This window comes from Pseudomonas sp. USTB-Z (assembly GCF_019691255.1).
Classification (GTDB): Bacteria; Pseudomonadota; Gammaproteobacteria; order Pseudomonadales; family Pseudomonadaceae; genus Aquipseudomonas; species Aquipseudomonas alloputida.
Genome location: NZ_JAECZP010000023.1, coordinates 57,495 through 76,738, shown reverse-complemented (window position 1 = coordinate 76,738; position 19,244 = coordinate 57,495). Strand labels below are relative to the sequence as shown.

Annotated in this window: 21 protein-coding genes; 18 read left to right on the top strand and 3 right to left on the bottom strand. The window is 63.1% G+C overall.

The genetic code is table 11. The features are described from left to right. Positions 1-130: 130 nt before the first annotated feature. Together I8746_RS22340 and I8746_RS22335 are read left to right on the top strand one after the other, a co-directional pair. Positions 131-682 (top strand): exonuclease domain-containing protein, encoded by a 552-nt coding sequence (locus tag I8746_RS22340; RefSeq protein ID WP_003254277.1) that lies wholly within the window; start codon positions 131-133, stop codon positions 680-682. A gap of 74 nt (positions 683-756) precedes the next feature. After that, on the top strand, positions 757-1,041 hold the full coding sequence (locus I8746_RS22335) for a pyrimidine/purine nucleoside phosphorylase (RefSeq protein WP_003254278.1): 285 nt from the start codon (positions 757-759) through the stop codon (positions 1,039-1,041). A gap of 114 nt (positions 1,042-1,155) precedes the next feature. Here the strand turns inward: I8746_RS22335 and I8746_RS22330 are convergent, their stop codons facing one another. Continuing rightward, on the bottom strand, positions 1,156-1,848 hold the full coding sequence (locus tag I8746_RS22330) for an alpha/beta family hydrolase (RefSeq protein ID WP_012051697.1): 693 nt from the start codon (positions 1,846-1,848) through the stop codon (positions 1,156-1,158). Between the two features lie 50 nt (positions 1,849-1,898). On the opposite strand from I8746_RS22330, the gene ccoN (I8746_RS22325) reads away from it, so the two are divergent. The 16 genes from ccoN (I8746_RS22325) (at position 1,899) to I8746_RS22250 (ending at position 17,834) form a co-directional block, all read left to right on the top strand. Then, positions 1,899-3,323 carry a cytochrome-c oxidase, cbb3-type subunit I gene (gene ccoN, locus I8746_RS22325; protein WP_003254280.1) on the top strand — a complete coding sequence of 475 codons (1,425 nt, stop codon included), beginning with the start codon at positions 1,899-1,901 and terminating at the stop codon, positions 3,321-3,323. Positions 3,324-3,336: 13 nt separating this feature from the next. Continuing rightward, positions 3,337-3,945 carry a cytochrome-c oxidase, cbb3-type subunit II gene (gene ccoO / locus I8746_RS22320; RefSeq protein ID WP_010955002.1) on the top strand — a complete coding sequence of 203 codons (609 nt, stop codon included), beginning with the start codon at positions 3,337-3,339 and terminating at the stop codon, positions 3,943-3,945. A gap of 5 nt (positions 3,946-3,950) precedes the next feature. Beyond that, the gene (locus tag I8746_RS22315; RefSeq protein ID WP_003254282.1) at positions 3,951-4,145 is read left to right on the top strand and encodes a cbb3-type cytochrome c oxidase subunit 3; all 195 of its coding nucleotides are present in this window, start codon (positions 3,951-3,953) and stop codon (positions 4,143-4,145) included. Next, positions 4,142-5,083, top strand: a complete 942-nt coding sequence (gene ccoP, locus I8746_RS22310; RefSeq protein ID WP_012051696.1) for a cytochrome-c oxidase, cbb3-type subunit III — start codon at positions 4,142-4,144, stop codon at positions 5,081-5,083. The genes I8746_RS22315 and ccoP (I8746_RS22310) overlap by 4 nt, the downstream gene beginning before the upstream one ends. Positions 5,084-5,860: 777 nt before the next feature. Beyond that, positions 5,861-7,303: a cytochrome-c oxidase, cbb3-type subunit I gene (ccoN, locus tag I8746_RS22305; RefSeq protein WP_003254284.1), complete on the top strand. Its 1,443-nt coding sequence runs from the start codon at positions 5,861-5,863 to the stop codon at positions 7,301-7,303. After that, positions 7,303-7,911, top strand: coding sequence for a cytochrome-c oxidase, cbb3-type subunit II (ccoO, locus tag I8746_RS22300; RefSeq protein WP_003254286.1), 609 nt, complete (start codon positions 7,303-7,305; stop codon positions 7,909-7,911). Before ccoN (I8746_RS22305) ends, ccoO (I8746_RS22300) begins: the two co-directional genes overlap by 1 nt. A gap of 5 nt (positions 7,912-7,916) precedes the next feature. Beyond that, positions 7,917-8,108: a CcoQ/FixQ family Cbb3-type cytochrome c oxidase assembly chaperone gene (locus I8746_RS22295; RefSeq protein WP_003254287.1), complete on the top strand. Its 192-nt coding sequence runs from the start codon at positions 7,917-7,919 to the stop codon at positions 8,106-8,108. Beyond that, a complete protein-coding gene (gene ccoP / locus I8746_RS22290) occupies positions 8,105-9,082 on the top strand; it encodes a cytochrome-c oxidase, cbb3-type subunit III (protein ID WP_012051694.1) in 978 nt (325 codons plus the stop codon). The genes I8746_RS22295 and ccoP (I8746_RS22290) overlap by 4 nt, the downstream gene beginning before the upstream one ends. A gap of 296 nt (positions 9,083-9,378) precedes the next feature. Further along, positions 9,379-10,794 carry a cytochrome c oxidase accessory protein CcoG gene (gene ccoG / locus I8746_RS22285; RefSeq protein WP_004577070.1) on the top strand — a complete coding sequence of 472 codons (1,416 nt, stop codon included), beginning with the start codon at positions 9,379-9,381 and terminating at the stop codon, positions 10,792-10,794. A 15-nt stretch (positions 10,795-10,809) separates the two neighbouring features. Beyond that, entirely contained in the window at positions 10,810-11,340 is a 531-nt protein-coding gene (locus I8746_RS22280) for a FixH family protein (protein WP_012051692.1), read from the top strand. Between the two features lie 136 nt (positions 11,341-11,476). Further along, positions 11,477-13,951 (top strand): heavy metal translocating P-type ATPase, encoded by a 2,475-nt coding sequence (locus I8746_RS22275; protein WP_012051691.1) that lies wholly within the window; start codon positions 11,477-11,479, stop codon positions 13,949-13,951. Further along, positions 13,930-14,145, top strand: a complete 216-nt coding sequence (ccoS, locus tag I8746_RS22270; RefSeq protein ID WP_010955011.1) for a cbb3-type cytochrome oxidase assembly protein CcoS — start codon at positions 13,930-13,932, stop codon at positions 14,143-14,145. Before I8746_RS22275 ends, ccoS begins: the two co-directional genes overlap by 22 nt. After that, the gene (locus I8746_RS22265) at positions 14,102-14,821 is read left to right on the top strand and encodes a sulfite exporter TauE/SafE family protein (protein WP_259674185.1); all 720 of its coding nucleotides are present in this window, start codon (positions 14,102-14,104) and stop codon (positions 14,819-14,821) included. The genes ccoS and I8746_RS22265 overlap by 44 nt, the downstream gene beginning before the upstream one ends. A 105-nt stretch (positions 14,822-14,926) precedes the next feature. Further along, positions 14,927-16,309 carry an oxygen-independent coproporphyrinogen III oxidase gene (hemN, locus tag I8746_RS22260; protein WP_012051689.1) on the top strand — a complete coding sequence of 461 codons (1,383 nt, stop codon included), beginning with the start codon at positions 14,927-14,929 and terminating at the stop codon, positions 16,307-16,309. A gap of 186 nt (positions 16,310-16,495) precedes the next feature. Further along, complete coding sequence (gene fnrA / locus I8746_RS22255; RefSeq protein WP_003254301.1) at positions 16,496-17,230, top strand: Crp/Fnr family transcriptional regulator FnrA; 735 nt, start codon at positions 16,496-16,498, stop codon at positions 17,228-17,230. Positions 17,231-17,285: 55 nt separating this feature from the next. Then, positions 17,286-17,834, top strand: a complete 549-nt coding sequence (locus I8746_RS22250) for an adenine phosphoribosyltransferase (RefSeq protein WP_009683910.1) — start codon at positions 17,286-17,288, stop codon at positions 17,832-17,834. Between the two features lie 118 nt (positions 17,835-17,952). On the opposite strand, the gene recR is transcribed toward I8746_RS22250, so the two are convergent. Next, complete coding sequence (recR, locus tag I8746_RS22245) at positions 17,953-18,555, bottom strand: recombination mediator RecR (RefSeq protein ID WP_003254304.1); 603 nt, start codon at positions 18,553-18,555, stop codon at positions 17,953-17,955. Between the two features lie 295 nt (positions 18,556-18,850). Then, positions 18,851-19,186 (bottom strand): YbaB/EbfC family nucleoid-associated protein, encoded by a 336-nt coding sequence (locus I8746_RS22240; RefSeq protein ID WP_003254305.1) that lies wholly within the window; start codon positions 19,184-19,186, stop codon positions 18,851-18,853. Positions 19,187-19,244: the final 58 nt, after the last annotated feature.

Genomic DNA, 19,244 nt, shown 5'->3' with positions numbered 1-19,244 from the left:
TAGGCGTTTTCCAGGGGCGGCACAACTACTGGCGTCTGCTCTTTGTGCCAAAGCAGGCGGCAAAATGCCATAGGATGCCGTATGCCCGTACATTGGCTACGCTCTAGCAGGATCTGCATGGGAGCCTGGTATGGGCCATTGGTTGGTGATCGACCTGGAAGCCACCACCGACGATGGTGGGTGGCCGGTCACAGAGATGGAAATCATTGAAATCGGCGCAAGCCTGGTGACCCGCGAAGGCCGCGAGGTCGACCATTTCCAGCGTTTTGTAAAGCCACGGCGGCGGCCGCAGCTGACCCCGTTCTGCCGTGAGCTGACCCACATCAGCCAGGCCGACGTGGACAACGCCGCGCCGTTTCGCGAGGTGTGGGCAAGCTTCGAGCGCTGGCTGGGGCACCACCGCGGGCAGCTTCAGGCCTGGGTCAGCTGGGGCGACTACGACCGCCAGCAATTGCACCAGGAGTGGCAGCAGCACGGCCTCGACAGCCTGCTGCGCACATTGCCGCACATCAACCTCAAGCAACGCTTTGCCAAGGCCCGCCACCTGCAGCGCCCCACCGGCCTGAACGGCGCCCTGCAACTGGCCGGCATGCACTTTTGCGGGCAACAGCACAGGGCCCTGGAAGATGCGCGCAACACGGCGCGGCTATTACCGTTGACCCTGCCCGCCCACAGCCCCTGAAAGCAGATGACGAGGCCTGTGGCCTTGGGCATACTGGCCAGCCCTTTTTCAGCACCTCTTTTCAGGAGTCGCCCATGTTCCAGGTCAACGAGTACTTCAACGGCACCGTCAAGTCGATCGCATTCTCGGGCGAAGAAGGCCCGGCCACTGTCGGCGTCATGGCTCCGGGCGAATACGAATTCGGCACTGCCAAGCGTGAGATCATGCATGTGGTATCGGGCGCGCTGACCGTGAAACTGCCGGGTAGCGACAACTGGGAAACCTTCAACGCCGGTGACAAGTTCAACGTGCCGGCTGACAGCAAGTTCCAGCTGCAGGTGAAGGTGGATACCGCTTACCTGTGCGAATACCGCGACTAAGCGCCGGCCTGTTCCGGCCTCTTCGCGGGTAAACCCGCTCCTACAGGGTGCTGAGCCGACCTTCGATGGTGTGCGGTCCTTGTAGGTGCGGGTTTACCCGCGAAGAATCCAGCACTAATCCTTCAGGAAATCAGCAACACGTTCAGCCGCCGCCTGCAAATGCTGCTCATGGCTGAACCCCGAAGCCTTCAACGGCTTCAGGTCATGGTCCCCCGCCACTAGCCAGCTCACCTCGATCGCCGGCGACAACGCATACCCCGCCACCGCCTCGCGGTTACCCAGCGCATCCCGCTCGCCCTGCACGATCAACGTCGGTGTTTTCAACTCGGCCAGGTGCTCTACCCGTGGCTTCTCGGGTTTACCCACCGCGTAGAACGGATAGCCCAGGCACACCAGCGCATCCGCGCCCAATTCGTCGGCCAGCAGGCTCGCCATGCGCCCGCCCATGGACTTGCCACCCACGGCCAGCTTACCCGCGACCAAAGGTCGCACTTGCCGGTACACCTCGCGCCAGCATTCAAGCAACACCTTCTGCGGGTTCGGCGGCCGCTTGCCACCGGTAACCCTGCGCTCGGCCATGTACGGGAACTCGAAGCGCACTACCGCTACCCCAAGCGCCGCAAGCCTTTGCGCCATTTCGTCCATGAACCCGCTGTCCATCGGCGCACCCGCGCCATGAGCCAGGATCAGGCCCCCCTTGTAGCCCCCTTTACCTTCAAACCGCGGAGGATCGCAGCGCAAGCCTGGGACATTTGCGACCTTCGCCCATTGATCCCCGTCAATACCGGCACTTTGCCCATTAATCATGCTTGCCTCGCTGTAAAGCCTGCCAAATAACCGTGGATGGGAACCCATACATGAACACAACCAGCAGTACCGCCTATAACTACAAGGTGGTCCGCCAATTCGCCATCATGACGGTGGTGTGGGGAATCGTCGGGATGGGGCTCGGCGTCTTCATCGCCGCCCAGCTCGCCTGGCCGTCCCTCAACTTCGACCTCCCCTGGACCAGTTTCGGCCGCCTGCGCCCCCTGCATACCAATGCGGTGATCTTCGCGTTCGGCGGCTGCGCACTGTTCGCCACCTCCTATTATTCGGTGCAACGCACCTGCCAGACCACCCTGTTCGCACCGGGCCTGGCCGCGTTCACGTTCTGGGGCTGGCAACTGGTTATCCTGCTGGCGGCCATCAGCCTGCCGCTGGGCTACACCAGCTCCAAGGAATACGCCGAACTGGAATGGCCGATCGACATTCTGATCACCATCGTCTGGGTGGGCTACGCCATCGTGTTCTTTGGCACGCTGATGAAGCGCAACACCAAACACATCTACGTCGGCAACTGGTTCTTCGGCGCCTTCATCCTGACCGTGGCGCTGCTGCACATCGTCAACAACCTGGAGCTGCCGGTCAGCCTGACCAAATCCTATTCGGTCTACGCAGGCGCCACCGATGCCATGGTGCAGTGGTGGTACGGCCATAACGCGGTGGGCTTCTTCCTGACCGCAGGCTTCCTGGGGATGATGTACTACTACGTGCCCAAGCAGGCCGAACGGCCGGTGTATTCGTATCGCTTGTCGATCGTGCACTTCTGGGCGCTGATCACCCTGTACATCTGGGCCGGCCCGCACCACCTGCACTACACCGCCCTGCCCGATTGGGCGCAGTCGCTGGGTATGGTGATGTCGCTGATCCTGCTGGCGCCAAGCTGGGGCGGCATGATCAACGGCATGATGACCCTGTCGGGCGCCTGGCACAAACTGCGCAGCGACCCGATCCTGCGCTTCCTGGTGGTGTCGCTGGCGTTCTACGGCATGTCCACCTTCGAAGGGCCAATGATGGCCATCAAGACGGTCAACGCCCTGTCCCACTACACCGACTGGACCATCGGCCACGTCCACGCCGGCGCCCTCGGCTGGGTAGCGATGATCTCGATCGGCGCGCTGTACCACACCATCCCCAAAGTGTTCGGCAAAGAACGCATGTACAGCCTCGGCCTGATCAATGCGCACTTCTGGCTGGCCACCATTGGTACCGTACTGTACATCGCCTCGATGTGGGTCAACGGCATCGCCCAGGGCCTGATGTGGCGCGCGGTCAACAGCGACGGCACGCTCACCTACTCGTTCGTGGAAACCTTGGTGGCCAGCCACCCAGGCTTCGTCGTGCGCTTCGTCGGCGGCGCGATCTTCCTCAGCGGCATGTTCCTGATGGCCTGGAACACCTGGCGCACCGTGCGTTCGCCAGCGCTTGACGTCGCCCCTGCGAACGCCCAGTTGGCTTGAGGAGAAACGCCTGATGAAACATGAAGTCATCGAGAAAAACGTCGGCCTGATGGCCCTGCTGATGGTATTTGCCGTCAGCATCGGCGGCCTGACCCAGATCGTCCCGCTGTTCTTCCAGGACGTCACCAACAAACCGGTCGAAGGCATGAAGCCCTATACCGCGCTGCAACTGGAAGGCCGCGATGTCTACATCCGCGAAGGTTGCGTGGGCTGCCACTCGCAGATGATCCGCCCGTTCCGTGCCGAAACCGAGCGGTACGGCCACTACTCGGTGGCCGGTGAAAGCGTGTGGGACCACCCGTTCCTGTGGGGCTCCAAGCGCACCGGGCCGGACTTGGCCCGGGTCGGTGGCCGCTACTCGGACGACTGGCACCGTGCGCACCTGTACAACCCGCGCAACGTGGTACCGGAGTCGAAGATGCCGTCCTACCCGTGGCTGGTTGCCCAGCCGGTCGACAACAGCCACACCGACGTCAAGATGCGCACCCTGCGCACCCTGGGCGTGCCGTACACCGACGACGACATTGCCGGCGCCCGTGAAGCGGTCAAAGGCAAAACCGAGATGGACGCACTGGTCGCCTACCTGCAGGTGCTCGGCACCGCGATCAAGAACAAGAGGTGAGTGCGATGGAAATGGACATCGGCATGATCCGCGGTGTGGGCACCCTGGTGGTGATGATTGCCTTTATCGGCCTCACCCTGTGGGTCTTCAACCGCCGCCGCGACCGTGATTTCGCCGAAGCGCGCCTGCTGCCCTTCGTCGACGACCGCCTGCCCCCTGCCGGGCAGGAGCCTGCTGCAAAAAGGAGTAACGGGCAATGACCACCTTCTGGAGTACGTACATCAGCGTACTGACCATCGGTAGCCTGATTGGCCTGACCTGGCTACTGCTCGCCACGCGCAAGGGCCAGAGCAACAACACCACCGACGAGACCATGGGCCACAGCTTCGACGGTATCGAGGAGTACGACAACCCGCTGCCCAAGTGGTGGTTCTGGCTGTTCGTTGGCACCTTGGCGTTCTCGGTCGGCTACCTGATCCTCTACCCGGGCCTGGGCAACTGGAAAGGCATCCTGCCGGGCTATGAAAATGGCTGGACTGGCGCCAACGAATGGCAGAAGGAAATGGACAAGGCCGATGCCAGGTTCGGTCCGATCTTCGCCAAATACGCCGCCATGCCCGTAGAAGAAGTGGCGAAGGACCCACAGGCGCTGAAAATGGGCAGCCGCCTGTTCGCCTCCAACTGCTCGGTGTGCCACGGTTCCGACGCCAAGGGCGCCTTCGGTTTCCCCAACCTCACCGACAATGACTGGCGCTGGGGCGGCGATCCGGAAACCATCAAGACCACCATCATGAGCGGTCGCCATGGCGTGATGCCGGCCTGGGCCGAAGTGATCGGTGACCAGGGCGTGGCCGACGTGGCTGCGTTCGTGGTCAGCAAACTCGATGGCCGCACACTGCCTGAGGGGGCGAAGGCCAATGTGGAGAACGGGCAGAAGATCTTCGCAGCCAACTGCGTGGCCTGCCACGGGCCGGAAGGCAAAGGTACGCCCGCCATGGGCGCACCGAACCTGACCCACCCGCAGGCGTTCATCTATGGCTCGAGCTTTGCCCAGCTGCAGCAGACCATTCGTTATGGTCGCCAAGGGCAAATGCCGGCGCAGGCCGAGATCCAAGGGAATGACAAGGTGCACCTGCTGGCGGCTTATGTGTATAGCCTGTCGCAGGATGGTTCGGCTGAGACCGTGACGGCCAAGTGAGTTTGCCGAAAGGGATTTGCCAAGTGAGTCCGCCGAAAGGCATTTGCCGCCTGTGAGATCGAGCGCCGCCCGCGCGGCGCTTCGCGGGTAAACCCGCTCCTACGTTTGTTTCGGGCCAGTCCCTCCTGCACCAGTCGCGCGCGACCGCCTTGTTTGTACGACGCGATATCGAGACATGCGCCAAGGCGGTCGCGCGCAAATCTCACAGGAATAATTGGCCCGAAACAAACGTAGGAGCGGGTTTACCCGCGAAGCGCCGCGCGGGCGGCGCTCGATCTCTGCCCCACCACAACACTCAAACCTTACATCCCCGCCCCACCACAACACCCAAACCTTACCCCCCGCCCTACCACAACACCCAAACCTTACCCCCCCGCCCCACCACACCCCCATTCCTTACCCGCCCCCATAACCCTCAAGCCTTACACTCCCCCGCCCACTACCAGCCTCAGTCCCCTTCCCTTGCACCCCCACCGAACACAACTAAGCTTGTTGCCTCAGTGGGCTTCGCTCCGAAAGGACCGGAGCAGACGCGGCGCATGGCCTGTCGCCGCCCCAGAAAAAGCTTGACCGATCGATCAGAAAAATATGAAAAACGGTACACATTACAAATATTTATTTGTGTACAATCGCCCAGACCCGATCCCTGCGGGACATCAGTGAACGGGTCTGGACACGGGTCGGCGTACCAAAGTTGCGTTGCGGTAACCTTGCTGGTTATCAATACTGGCGCCGATTTTTCGACCAACAAGAACATCAAAACCGTGGAACCTTAGAATGAGCACAGCAATCAGTCCGACTGCTTATAACTATAAGGTCGTCCGCCAGTTCGCCATCATGACGGTGGTCTGGGGGATCCTTGGCATGGGCCTCGGCGTCTTCATCGCCTCGCAGCTGGTGTGGCCGCAGCTGAACCTGGACCTTCCCTGGACCAGCTTCGGCCGCCTGCGCCCGCTGCACACCAACCTGGTGATCTTCGCCTTCGGGGGCTGTGCGCTGTTCGGCACCAGCTACTACGTGGTGCAGCGCACCTGCCAGACCCGGCTGATCTCCGACAGCATGGCCGCCTTCACCTTCTGGGGTTGGCAAGCCGTGATCGTCGGCGCGCTGATCACCCTGCCGATGGGCTACACCACCACCAAGGAATACGCCGAGCTCGAGTGGCCGCTGGCGATCCTGCTGGCGATCGTCTGGGTTACCTACGGCCTGGTGTTCTTCGGCACCATCGTCAAGCGCAAGACCAAGCACATTTATGTCGGCAACTGGTTCTATGGTGCGTTCATCGTGGTCACCGCGATGCTGCACATCGTCAACCACATCTCGCTGCCGGTGAGCCTGTTCAAGTCGTACTCGGCCTACTCCGGCGCCACCGACGCGATGATCCAGTGGTGGTACGGCCACAACGCCGTGGGCTTCTTCCTCACCACCGGTTTCCTGGGGATGATGTACTACTTCGTGCCCAAGCAGGCCGAGCGGCCGATCTACTCGTATCGCTTGTCGATCGTGCACTTCTGGGCGCTGATCACCCTGTACATCTGGGCTGGCCCGCACCACCTGCACTACACCGCCCTGCCTGACTGGGCGCAGTCATTGGGCATGGTGATGTCGATCATCCTGCTGGCGCCAAGCTGGGGCGGCATGATCAACGGCATGATGACCCTGTCGGGCGCCTGGCACAAACTGCGCACCGACCCGATCCTGCGCTTCCTGGTGGTGTCTCTGGCGTTCTACGGCATGTCCACCTTCGAAGGCCCGATGATGGCCATCAAGACCGTGAACTCACTGTCGCACTACACCGACTGGACCATCGGCCACGTCCACGCTGGCGCCCTCGGCTGGGTGGCAATGATTTCGATCGGCGCCGTGTACCACATGATCCCGAAACTCTACGGCCGCGAGCAGATGCACAGCATCGGCCTGATCAACGCGCACTTCTGGCTGGCCACCATCGGCACCGTACTGTACATCGCCTCGATGTGGGTCAACGGCATCACCCAGGGCCTGATGTGGCGCGCCATCAACGATGACGGCACCCTCACCTACTCCTTCGTCGAAGCCCTGCAGGCCAGCCACCCCGGCTACATCGTCCGCGCCCTGGGCGGTGCGTTCTTCGCCAGCGGCATGCTGCTGATGGCCTACAACGTGTTCCGTACCGTACGTGCCGCCAACCCGGCACAGGCTGAAGAGGCCGCCAAGATCGTCGTTGTGGGAGCGCACTGATGAAGCATGAAGCCGTCGAGAAGAACATAGGCCTGCTGGCCTTCTTCATGGTCATCGCCGTGAGCGTCGGTGGCCTGACCCAGATCGTCCCGCTGTTTTTCCAGGACGTCACCAACAAGCCGGTCGAGGGCATGAAGCCGCGCACCGCGCTGGAGCTGGAAGGCCGCGATATCTACATCCGCGAAGGCTGCGTAGGCTGCCACTCGCAGATGATCCGCCCGTTCCGTGCCGAAACCGAGCGGTACGGCCATTACTCGGTAGCCGGTGAAAGCGTGTGGGATCACCCGTTCCTGTGGGGCTCCAAGCGTACCGGGCCGGACCTGGCCCGCGTCGGCGGCCGCTACTCCGATGACTGGCACCGTGCGCACCTGTACAACCCGCGCAACGTGGTACCGGAATCGAAGATGCCGTCCTACCCGTGGCTGGTCGAGAACAAGCTCGACGGCAAAGACACCGCGAAGAAGATGGAAGTGCTGCGCACACTCGGCACCCCGTACACCGACGCCGACATTGCCGGCGCACGTGACGCGGTCAAGGGCAAGACCGAAATGGACGCCATCGTCGCGTACCTGCAGGGTCTTGGCACCATCATCAAGAGCAAACGGTGACGCTGATGGATATCGGGATGATTCGCGGCCTGGGCACCGTCGTGGTGATGGTGGCCTTCGTGGGCCTGGCGCTGTGGGTGTTCAACCCACGGCGTAAAAAGGACTTCGACGAAGCGACCCAACTGCCCTTCGCGGATGACCCCGAGGCCACTCGGCACGTCGAGCAAGCAAAAGCTTCTGGGAGCAAACAACAATGACAACCTTCTGGAGTCTGTACGTTACCGTCCTGACCCTGGGCACCATCTTCTCGTTGACCTGGCTGCTGCTGTCGACCCGCAAGGGCCAGCGCGAAGAGGTTACCGACGAAACCGTCGGGCATGCCTTCGATGGCATCGAGGAATACGACAACCCGCTGCCGAAATGGTGGTTCTGGCTGTTCGTCGGCACCATCATCTTTGCCCTCGGCTACCTGGTGCTGTACCCGGGCCTGGGCAACTGGAAAGGCATCCTGCCGGGCTATTCGTACCTGGATAACGACAAGCAGACCGAGTTTTCCAACGGCCAGCCGGGCTGGACCGGCGTGCACGAATGGGAAAAGGAAATGGCCAAGGCCGACGCCCGCTTCGGGCCGATCTTCGCCAAGTTCGCGGCCATGCCGATCGAAGAAGTGGCCAAGGACCCACAGGCATTGAAAATGGGTGCGCGGCTGTTCGCCTCCAACTGTTCGGTGTGCCACGGCTCCGACGCCAAGGGCGCCTTCGGCTTCCCCAACCTGACCGACAACGACTGGCGCTGGGGCGGCGAACCGGACACCATCAAGACCACCATCATGAGCGGTCGCCATGGCGTGATGCCGGCCTGGGCCGAAGTGATCGGTGACCAGGGCGTGGCCGACGTGGCTGCGTTCGTGGTCAGCAAACTCGATGGCCGCACACTGCCTGAGGGGGCGAAGGCCAATGTGGAGAACGGGCAGAAGATCTTCGCAGCCAACTGCGTGGCCTGCCACGGGCCGGAAGGCAAAGGCACGCCCGCCATGGGCGCACCGAACCTGACCCACCCGCAGGCGTTCATCTACGGCTCGAGCTTTGCCCAGCTGCAGCAGACCATTCGTTATGGCCGCCAGGGGCAGATGCCGGCCCAGGAACAGCTGCAGGGCAACGACAAGGTGCACTTGCTGGCGGCTTATGTGTACAGCCTGTCGCACCAGGCTGAGCCGGCCAAGGCTGAGTAAGGCAGGCCTGGCCTCTTCGCGGGTAAACCCGCTCCTACACAGGATCCTTGTAGGAGCGGGTTTACCCGCGAAGAGGCCGGTACTGGCACAGCGTTTCTCGCAGGCTGATGACCTGGATCAATTGACACCCGCCATAACACGTTTCACACCACGAACCCAACGCGACTAAAGGTCGCAGTGCGATCCCATACCGCCCTCAGCGGCGTATCATGGACCGCAGAGCGCTAGCAGATTGCGCGAGACTGCGGCCCGCACGCACAGGCCGCGGCGTTTCTCCACTGCCGTGGGACTTGATGATGAGCAAGCAAATTCCGGTACATGATGTCACCCCGCCTGCCAGCAAAGGGAAGGATTCCGTCGACCTCTACGCTTCCCGGGAAAAGATCTACACCCGCGCCTTCACCGGCCTGTTCCGTCGCCTGCGCATGGTCGGGGGTGCCGCACTGTTCCTGCTGTACTTCGGCACCGTGTGGCTGAACTGGGGAGGGCACCAGGCCGTGTGGTGGAACCTGCCCGAACGCAAGTTCTACATCTTCGGCGCCACCATCTGGCCGCAAGACTTCATCCTGCTCTCGGGCATTCTCATCGTCGCCGCCTTCGGCCTGTTCTTCATCACGGTGTTCGCCGGCCGGGTGTGGTGTGGCTACACCTGCCCGCAAAGCGTGTGGACCTGGATTTTCATGTGGTGCGAAAAGGTCACCGAGGGTGACCGCAACCAGCGCATGAAGCTCGACAAAGCCCCCATGAGCGGCAACAAGTTCCTGCGCAAATTCACCAAGCACAGCCTGTGGCTGCTGATCGGCTTTGTCACCGGCATGACCTTTGTCGGCTACTTTTCGCCGATCCGTGAGCTGGTGGTCGAATTCTTCACGGGCCAGGCCGATGGCTGGGCCTACTTCTGGGTCGGTTTCTTCACCCTCGCCACCTACGGCAACGCCGGCTGGCTGCGCGAACAGGTGTGTGTGTACATGTGCCCGTATGCACGTTTCCAGAGTGTGATGTTCGACAAGGACACGCTGATCGTGTCCTACGACCCGCGCCGTGGCGAAACCCGCGGCCCGCGCAAGAAAGATACCGACTACAAAGCCCAGGGCCTGGGTGACTGCATCGACTGCACCATGTGCGTGCAGGTCTGCCCGACCGGCATCGACATCCGTGATGGCCTGCAGATCGAGTGCATCGGCTGCGCCGCCTGTATCGACGCCTGCGACAGCATCATGGACAAGATGAACTACCCCAAAGGCCTGATCAGCTACACCACCGAACACAACCTGTCCGGGCAGAAGACCCACCTGCTGCGCCCGCGCCTGATCGGCTATGCCGTGGTACTGCTGGTAATGATGATCGGGCTGGCGACGGCCTTCGCCACCCGTTCGCTGGTCGGTTTCGACGTCAGCAAAGACCGCGTGTTGTACCGCGAAAACGCCCAGGGCCGGATCGAGAACGTGTACAGCCTGAAGGTGATGAACAAGGATCAGCGCGATCACGTCTACGTGCTGGACGCCGCCGGCCTGCCGGACCTCAAGCTCGAAGGCCAGCGCGAGATCCGCGTGGCCGCCGGTGACATCGTCAGCCTTCCCGTGCAGCTGTCGGTTGCCCCCGAGAAGCTGCCATCGACCACCAACGAAATCACCTTCATCCTCAAGAGCGCCGACGACAGCGACGCCCAGGTTGAAGCCAAGAGCCGTTTCATCGGCCCACAGATCCGCTAAGAGAGATAACGCACAATGCCTGCCGCCACCGCCGCCAGCCCCTGGTACAAGCACCTCTGGCCCTGGATCATCATCGGCATTCTCACCACCTCGGTGTGCCTGAGCCTGACCATGGTCAGCATCGCTGTGCACAACCCGGACAACCTGGTGAATGACAACTACTACGAGGCCGGCAAGGGCATCAACCGCTCGCTGGACCGCGAGCTGCTGGCGCAGCAGCTTGGCCTGAAAGCCAGCGTGCATCTGGACGAACTGACCGGCGAAGTGGACCTGCGCCTGACCGGTAGCAGTGGCCCGCAAAACCTGGAGCTGAACCTGATTTCGCCAACCCAGCCAGAGAAGGACCGCAAGGTGCTGCTGAGCCGTGTCGAAGCAGGGCGCTATGTGGGACAACTGGAGGACAAGGTCGACGGGCGGCGCTTTGTGGAACTGCTGGGCAACGAAGGGGGCCAGGTGTGGCGCCTGTTCGAAGAGGAAAAAGTGGCGCATGGTGTGACCTTGCAGTTGGGTGACGAAGCCCTGCAAGGCGCCGAACACCAACAGTAGCAACACCGCAAATCCCTGTGGGAGCGGGCACGCCCGCGAATGCGATAGCTCAGGCAAAGGTATTTCCAGGTCTGACGCATTCGCGGGCGCGCCCGCTCCCACAGGGTTTCCTATCTGCCTGAGCAGTGTCTGCCCTATGACCCAACCGACCCCCTGCTACCACTGCGCCCTGCCCGTCCCCACTGGCAGCCGCTTCACCGCCGTGGTCCTCGGCCAGCCGCGACAGTTCTGCTGCCCCGGTTGCCAGGCGGTGGCTGAGTCGATCGTCGCGGGTGGCCTGGAACATTACTACCAGCACCGCAGCGACAACAGCGCCAACCCCGAAGCCCTGCCCAAACAACTACAGGACGAACTGGCCCTGTACGACCGCAGCGACGTGCAGCAAACCTTCGTCCGCCACCAGGGCGAGCTGGCCGAAACCACCTTGCTTGTCGAGGGCATCAGCTGCGCCGCCTGCGGCTGGCTGATCGAAAAGCACTTGCGCAACCTGCCCGGTGTCGCCGAAGCCCGGTTGAACCTGTCCAACCACCGCCTGGCGCTGAACTGGGACGACAAGCAGCTGCCGCTGTCGCGCTTGCTCGCCGAACTTCGCCAGATCGGCTACGCCGCCCACCCCTACCAGCCTGACCAGGCCGCCGAGCAATTGGCCCGGGAAAACCGCAGCGCCCTACGCCGCTTGGGCGTGGCCGGACTGCTGTGGTTCCAGGCGATGATGGCGACCATGGCCACTTGGCCGGAATTCAACATCGACCTGACACCCGAGTTACACACCATCCTGCGCTGGGTGGCGCTGTTCCTGACCATTCCCATCATGTTCTACAGCTGCGCGCCCTTCTTCAAGGGCGCGGCGCGCGACTTGCGAACGCGCCACCTGACCATGGACGTTTCGGTGTCGCTGGCCATTGGCCTGGCGTTCGGCGCCGGCATCTGGACAGCCATCACTGGCAGCGGCGAGCTTTATTTCGACACGGTGGGCATGTTCGCCCTGTTCCTGCTGACCGGCCGCTACCTGGAGCGCCGTGCCCGCGAGCGCACAGCGGCGGCCACTGCGCAGCTGGTCAACCTGCTGCCCGCCTCATGCCTGCGCCTGGACGCCATCGGGCGCAGCGAACGCATCCTGCTCAGCGAGTTACAGTGCGGCGACACCGTGCAGGTGCTGCCCGGCGCGGTCATCCCTGCCGACGGGCGCATCGTCGAGGGCCGCTCCAGCGTCGACGAATCGCTGCTGACCGGCGAGTATCTGCCGCAACCACGCCGGGTGGGTGAGCGGGTCACTGGCGGTACGCTGAACGTCGAAAGCGCGCTGAATGTAGAAGTGGAAGCCCTCGGCCATGACTCGCGCTTGTCGGCCATCGTCCGCCTGCTGGAACGCGCCCAGACCGAAAAACCGCGCCTGGCGGAAATCGCCGATCGCGCCTCGCAGTGGTTCCTGCTGTTCTCGCTACTGGCCTCGGTAGCCATCGGCCTGTGGTGGTGGCACCTGGATCCGGCACGGGCGTTCTGGATCGTGCTGGCCATGCTCGTGGCCACCTGCCCTTGTGCCCTGTCTTTGGCTACGCCAACCGCACTGACCGCCGCCACCGGAACCCTGCACAAGCTTGGCCTGCTGGTGACCCGCGGCCATGTGCTGGAAGGCCTGAACCAGATCGACACGGTGATCTTCGACAAGACCGGCACACTGACCGAGGGCCGCCTGACCTTGCGCAGCATCCGCCCGCTCGGCAGCCAGGCCGCCGACCGCTGCCTGGCCCTGGCCGCGGCGCTGGAAAACCGCTCCGAACACCCCATCGCTCGCGCCTTTGGTCGTACCGCCACACCTGCCGATGACGTACAGAGCGTACCCGGCCTAGGCCTGGAGGGGGTGGTCGACGGCCAGCGCCTGCGCATTGGTCAGGCTACCTTTGTTTGCGCCTTGAGTGGTGCGGAAATCCCCGCTGTACCCGAGCCGCGCGGCCAGTGGCTGCTGCTGGGCGACCGCCAGGGGCCACTGGCCTGGTTCGGCCTGGATGACCGCCTGCGCGACGATGCCCCGGCCCTGCTCGCTGCCTGCAAGGCGCGCGGCTGGCACACCCTGCTGCTGTCGGGCGACAGCTCGCCGATGGTTGCCGAAGTGGCCGCGCAGCTGGGTATCGAGCAGGCCATTGGCGGCCTGCGCCCGGATGACAAACTGGACCGCCTGAAAGCCCTGCAGGCTGACGGGCGCAAGGTGCTGATGCTCGGCGACGGGGTCAACGATGTACCGGTACTGGCCGCCGCCGATATCAGCATCGCCATGGGCAGCGCCACCGACCTGGCCAAGACCAGTGCCGACGCCGTCTTGCTGTCCAACCGCCTGCAAGCGCTGGTGCAGGCGTTCGAGCTGGCCCGCCGCACCCGCCGCAACATCCTCGAGAACCTGCTGTGGGCGACCCTGTATAATGGCCTGATGTTGCCGTTCGCCGCGCTCGGCTGGATCACGCCGGTGTGGGCCGCCATCGGCATGTCGGTCAGCTCGCTGATCGTGGTGCTCAATGCCTTGCGCCTGACCCGGATGCCCGTGGCCTCGGGCCCGCTGCCCCACGAAGCCCCTTTACCCGGGAGGAAGTCGCCATGCCCGCCCTCTATGTCATGATCCCGGCAGCCCTGCTGCTGGTCGGCGTGGCCGTGTACATCTTCTTCTGGGCGGTAGACAGCGGTCAGTACGATGACCTTGAAGGCCCCGCCCACAGCATCCTGTTCGATGATCAGGACCCGCGCCACCAGGCGGCAGTGAAGCCTGACGATGCCGCAGCCGACACCGACAAGGAACCACCACCCCGTGCCTGACCTGCTTGCGCTGCTGGGCTCGGCACTGGTCCTTGGCCTGCTAGGGGGCGGTCACTGCCTGGGCATGTGCGGTGGCCTGATGGGCGCACTGACCTTGGCCATCCCCCCCGAACAACGCGGCAAGCGCCTGCGCCTGTTGCTGGCGTACAACCTGGGGCGCATCTTCAGCTATGCCTGCGCCGGCCTGTTGCTGGGCCTGGCCGGCTGGGCCGTGGCCAGCAGCCCGGCAGCGCTGGCGCTGCGGGTGGTCGCGGCACTGCTGCTGATTGCCATGGGCCTGTACCTGGCCGGCTGGTGGAGTGGGTTGACCCGTATCGAGGCGCTGGGCCGCGGGTTGTGGCGGCATATTCAGCCGATGGCGTCGCGCTTGCTGCCGGTGTCCAGCCTGCCCCGGGCGCTGCTGCTGGGCGCCTTGTGGGGCTGGCTGCCGTGCGGTTTGGTGTACAGCACCCTGCTGTGGGCCGCCAGCCAGGGCAACGCCGGGTACAGCGCGGTATTGATGCTCGCGTTCGGGTTGGGCACCTGGCCGGTGTTGCTGGCAACCGGGCTGGCTGCCGAACGGGTAAACGCCCTGTTGCGGCGACGCAGCGTGCGCGTGGCGGGCGGCGTGCTGGTGATGCTATTCGGTATCTGGACCCTGCCGGGCCCACACCAGCACTGGCTGATGGGGCATTGACGGGGGCTGCAAAGCAGCCCCAATGCCCTTGATACAAATCAACACAGTTTCCTACAGACGGCCATAGACTCCGGTGCACTGCTGCTCTTTCCGGGGACTACCCTCATGCTCGACGACCTCCGTTGGGATACCGACCTGATCCGCCGCTACGATCTCGCCGGGCCACGCTACACCTCTTACCCAACCGCTGTGCAACTGCACAGAGAGGTGGGTTCGTTCGACCTGCTCAACGCCCTGCGCGAGAGCCGACGGGCCGTGCGCCCGCTGTCGCTGTACGTGCATGTGCCGTTCTGCGCCAACATCTGCTACTACTGCGCCTGCAACAAGGTCATTACCAAAGACCGTGCGCGCGCCGCGCCCTACCTGCAGCGCCTGGAGCAGGAAATCCAGCTGATCGCCTGCCACCTGGACCCTAAACAACGTGTTGAACAGCTGCATTTTGGCGGCGGCACACCGACCTTCCTCAGCCATGTGGAACTGCGCCAGCTGATGGCCACCCTGCGCCAGCACTTCCACCTGCTGGACGACGATTCCGGCGACTACGGCATCGAGATCGACCCTCGCGAAGCCGACTGGTCGACCATGGGCCTGCTTCGCGAACTGGGCTTCAACCGCGTCAGCCTTGGCGTGCAGGACCTCGACCCGGCCGTGCAGCGCGCAATCAACCGCCTGCAGAGCCTGGAGCAGACCCGCACTTTGATCGAGGCTGCGCGCACGCTGCAGTTTCGCTCGGTCAACCTCGACCTGATCTACGGCCTGCCCAAGCAAACCCCGGAAGGCTTTGCCCGCACCGTGGAAGAAGTGATCCGCCTGCAGCCCGACCGCCTGTCGGTGTTCAACTATGCCCACCTTCCCGAGCGCTTCATGCCGCAACGGCGCATCGACAGCAACGATCTGCCCAGCGCGGCCGCCAAGCTGGAGATGCTGCACGCCACCATCGACCAACTGACCGCCGCCGGTTACCGCTACATCGGCATGGACCACTTCGCCCTGCCCGACGACGAACTGGCCATTGCCCAGGAAGAAGGCACCTTGCAGCGCAACTTCCAGGGCTACACCACCCACGGGCACTGCGACCTGATTGGCCTGGGCGTGTCGGCGATCAGCCAGATCGGCGACCTGTACTGCCAGAACAGCAGTGACCTCAACACCTACCAGGACAGCCTGTCCAACGCCCAGCTGGCTACCCAGCGCGGCTTGCTGTGCAACCACGACGACCGCATACGCCGGGCAGTGATCCAGCAACTGATCTGCCATTTCGAGCTGGATTTCGAACCCATCGAACAGGCTTTCACCCTGGATTTTCGCGGCTACTTCAACGACCTCTGGCCCGAGCTGCTGACCTTGCAGCGCGACGGCCTGATCAGCCTGGACGACAAGGGCATTCGCATCCTGCCCGCCGGCCGGCTGCTGGCGCGCTCGGTATGCATGGTGTTCGACGCGTATCTGGCGATGCACAACCGCCAGCGTTTCTCGCGAGTGATCTGAAAAACAAGGCGTTCAACCGCATGGACAAGCTTCCTTGTCAGGCACACTATGAGCACACAAGGACTCCCGGCAGGCCACCTGCCGGGGTTTCGCCAGCGCGCACCATCATTGCGCACACTGGCCTACACCCTGTGTCGTGAGTTACCCTTACGACTTATGTGTGCTTTCCCACAAGGATCGATTCAAATGTCCGAGCCAGTCAAACTGCGCCCACACAACCAGGCCCATTGCAAGGATTGCAGCCTGGCCCCCCTGTGCCTGCCTCTTTCGCTGAACCTGGAAGACATGGACGCGCTGGATGAAATCGTCAAACGCGGGCGGCCGCTCAAGAAAGGCGAGTTCCTGTTCCGCCAGGGTGACAGTTTTGGCTCGGTCTACGCAGTACGGTCCGGGGCCCTGAAAACCTTCAGCCTCAGCGACAGCGGCGAAGAGCAGATCACAGGCTTTCACCTGCCCAGCGAACTGGTCGGCCTGTCAGGCATGGATACCGAGGCCTACCCGGTATCGGCCCAGGCCCAGGAAACCACTTCGGTGTGTGAAATCCCCTTCGAGCGGCTGGACGAGCTGTCGGTACAGCTGCCACAGCTACGCCGCCAGCTGATGCGGGTGATGAGCCGCGAAATCCGCGACGACCAGCAAATGATGCTGCTGCTGTCGAAAAAAACCGCCGACGAGCGCATTGCCACTTTCCTGGTCAACCTGTCGGCGCGCTTCCGTGCCCGTGGCTATTCGGCCAACCAGTTCCGCCTGAGCATGTCGCGCAACGAAATCGGCAACTACCTTGGCCTGGCGGTAGAAACCGTGTCGCGGGTGTTCACCCGCTTCCAGCAGAACGGCCTGCTGCGCGCCGAGGGCAAGGAAGTGCACATCCTCGACCCGATCCAGCTGTGCGCGCTGGCCGGTGGTGCAATCGAGGCCTGAGGCCGGTCTTTAGCGGGTATACTTGGGCATTCGTTTTCCCAGGATACCCGCAACAATGCACAGCGACGCCTTCGACCTCAAAGCCCTGATCCGCCCGGTAGTGGACTTCCCCAAACCGGGTGTGATCTTCCGCGACATTACCCCGTTATTCCAGTCGCCACGCGGGCTGCGCTATGTGGCCGATCAGTTCATCGAGCGCTATGTCGAGGCTGAATTCAGCCACATCGGCGCCATGGACGCGCGGGGTTTCCTGATCGGCTCGATCATCGCCCACCAGCTGAACAAGCCGCTGATCCTGTTCCGCAAGCAGGGCAAGCTGCCGGCTGACGTGTTGAGCGAGGGTTACCAGACCGAGTACGGCGAGGCCTTCCTGGAAGTGCATGCCGACAGCCTGTGTGAAGGCGACTCGGTGCTGATCTTCGATGACCTGATTGCTACTGGCGGTACGCTGCTGGCGGCGGCGAACCTGGTGCGTCGTACTGGGGCGCAGGTGTTCGAGGCGGCAGCGATCATCGACCTGCCGGAACTGGACGGGTCGCGCCGGTTGCAGGCGGCCGGGGTGCCTACCTTCTGCCTGACCGAGTTTTCCCTCAGCGAGTACTGAGTGGGCTTTTGGGGCTGCTTTGCAGCCCATTCGCGGGTAAACCCGCGCCTACAAAGGCCGCGCATTTTTTGTAGGCGCGGGTTTACCCGCGAATGGGCCGCCAAGCGGCCCCAATGAATCAGAGCGAAATGGGCCGGCGCCCTGCAAAGGCATGGGCCAAGGTACCACCGTCCACCATCTCCAGCTCACCGCCCAGCGGCACACCATGGGCAATCCGAGACGCCACCAAGCCTTTCTCGCTCAGCAACTGGGCAATGTAATGCGCCGTCGCCTCCCCCTCCACCGTCGGGTTGGTCGCCAGGATCACCTCGGTAAAGGTGCCCTGCTCTTCGATCCGTGCCATCAGCTGCGGAATACCGATCGCCTCAGGCCCCAGGCCATCCAACGGCGACAGGTGCCCCTTGAGCACGAAGTAACGGCCACGGTAGCCCGTCTGCTCCACCGCATACACATCGGTCGGCCCCTCGACCACGCACAGCTGGGTGTCGTCACGGCGCGGGTCGGCGCACTGCGGGCACAGTTCCTGCTCGGTGAGGGTGCGACACTGGCGGCAATGCCCTACCCCTTCCATGGCCTGGGTCAAGGCCTGAGCCAGGCGCAGCCCGCCACTGCGGTCGCGCTCGAGCAGTTGCAGGGCCATGCGCTGGGCGGTTTTCTGGCCAACGCCTGGCAAGATGCGCAGGCCGTCGATCAGTTGGCGGATGAGAGGGCTGAAGCTCATGGGAAAGGCCTGACAATTCAATAAGAGGCGGTTTATACCCAGCGGGGGCGGTGGCGTCAAATCACCTCGCCCAAAGCCTGCAAGGTCTGCTTTTTTGTGGGAGCGGCCTTGTGTCGCGAAAGGGCTGCTAAGCAGCCCCGGCACTCTATGCTGCAAAGCTGGAATCCGGGGGCCGCTTCGCGCCCCTTTCGCGACACAAGGCCGCCTCCACATAAGGAGCAGACCGCAGCCGGGTGAAATCTACGCAAAAAAAAACGCCGCTGATAACAGCGGCGTTTTTGAGTACCTCAATGCCTTAGAACGGCATCTTGAAGCCTGGCGGCAGTTGCATGCCGGCGGTCATGCCGCCCATCTTTTCCTGGCTGCTTTGCTCAACCTTGCGCACGGCGTCGTTCAGCGCAGCGGCAATGAGGTCCTCCAGAACTTCCTTGTCGTCTTCATCAGTCGACATCAGGCTCTGGTCGATGCTGACGCGCTTGACGTCGTGACGACCGGTCATCACCACGCTCACCAGACCGCCACCGGACTGACCGGTGACTTCGGCGTTGGCCAGTTCTTCCTGCATCTTCTGCATTTTTTCCTGCATCTGCTGGGCCTGCTTCATCAGGCCGGCCATGCCACCTTTCATCATGGGGTATACCTCGATTGGGTCATGTGATGCGGCCCGGCACCGGGCCGGCCGCATGGTT

What these genes read in the sequence shown, in the direction of transcription:
- I8746_RS22340 (WP_003254277.1), top strand. Translation starts at nt 131, where the DNA reads ATGGGCCATTGGTTGGTGATCGACCTGGAAGCCACCACCGACGATGGT.
- I8746_RS22335 (WP_003254278.1), top strand. Translation starts at nt 757, where the DNA reads ATGTTCCAGGTCAACGAGTACTTCAACGGCACCGTCAAGTCGATCGCA.
- I8746_RS22330 (WP_012051697.1), bottom strand. Translation starts at nt 1,848, where the DNA reads ATGATTAATGGGCAAAGTGCCGGTATTGACGGGGATCAATGGGCGAAG.
- ccoN (WP_003254280.1), top strand. Translation starts at nt 1,899, where the DNA reads ATGAACACAACCAGCAGTACCGCCTATAACTACAAGGTGGTCCGCCAA.
- ccoO (WP_010955002.1), top strand. Translation starts at nt 3,337, where the DNA reads ATGAAACATGAAGTCATCGAGAAAAACGTCGGCCTGATGGCCCTGCTG.
- I8746_RS22315 (WP_003254282.1), top strand. Translation starts at nt 3,951, where the DNA reads ATGGAAATGGACATCGGCATGATCCGCGGTGTGGGCACCCTGGTGGTG.
- ccoP (WP_012051696.1), top strand. Translation starts at nt 4,142, where the DNA reads ATGACCACCTTCTGGAGTACGTACATCAGCGTACTGACCATCGGTAGC.
- ccoN (WP_003254284.1), top strand. Translation starts at nt 5,861, where the DNA reads ATGAGCACAGCAATCAGTCCGACTGCTTATAACTATAAGGTCGTCCGC.
- ccoO (WP_003254286.1), top strand. Translation starts at nt 7,303, where the DNA reads ATGAAGCATGAAGCCGTCGAGAAGAACATAGGCCTGCTGGCCTTCTTC.
- I8746_RS22295 (WP_003254287.1), top strand. Translation starts at nt 7,917, where the DNA reads ATGGATATCGGGATGATTCGCGGCCTGGGCACCGTCGTGGTGATGGTG.
- ccoP (WP_012051694.1), top strand. Translation starts at nt 8,105, where the DNA reads ATGACAACCTTCTGGAGTCTGTACGTTACCGTCCTGACCCTGGGCACC.
- ccoG (WP_004577070.1), top strand. Translation starts at nt 9,379, where the DNA reads ATGAGCAAGCAAATTCCGGTACATGATGTCACCCCGCCTGCCAGCAAA.
- I8746_RS22280 (WP_012051692.1), top strand. Translation starts at nt 10,810, where the DNA reads ATGCCTGCCGCCACCGCCGCCAGCCCCTGGTACAAGCACCTCTGGCCC.
- I8746_RS22275 (WP_012051691.1), top strand. Translation starts at nt 11,477, where the DNA reads ATGACCCAACCGACCCCCTGCTACCACTGCGCCCTGCCCGTCCCCACT.
- ccoS (WP_010955011.1), top strand. Translation starts at nt 13,930, where the DNA reads ATGCCCGCCCTCTATGTCATGATCCCGGCAGCCCTGCTGCTGGTCGGC.
- I8746_RS22265 (WP_259674185.1), top strand. Translation starts at nt 14,102, where the DNA reads ATGCCGCAGCCGACACCGACAAGGAACCACCACCCCGTGCCTGACCTG.
- hemN (WP_012051689.1), top strand. Translation starts at nt 14,927, where the DNA reads ATGCTCGACGACCTCCGTTGGGATACCGACCTGATCCGCCGCTACGAT.
- fnrA (WP_003254301.1), top strand. Translation starts at nt 16,496, where the DNA reads ATGTCCGAGCCAGTCAAACTGCGCCCACACAACCAGGCCCATTGCAAG.
- I8746_RS22250 (WP_009683910.1), top strand. Translation starts at nt 17,286, where the DNA reads ATGCACAGCGACGCCTTCGACCTCAAAGCCCTGATCCGCCCGGTAGTG.
- recR (WP_003254304.1), bottom strand. Translation starts at nt 18,555, where the DNA reads ATGAGCTTCAGCCCTCTCATCCGCCAACTGATCGACGGCCTGCGCATC.
- I8746_RS22240 (WP_003254305.1), bottom strand. Translation starts at nt 19,186, where the DNA reads ATGATGAAAGGTGGCATGGCCGGCCTGATGAAGCAGGCCCAGCAGATG.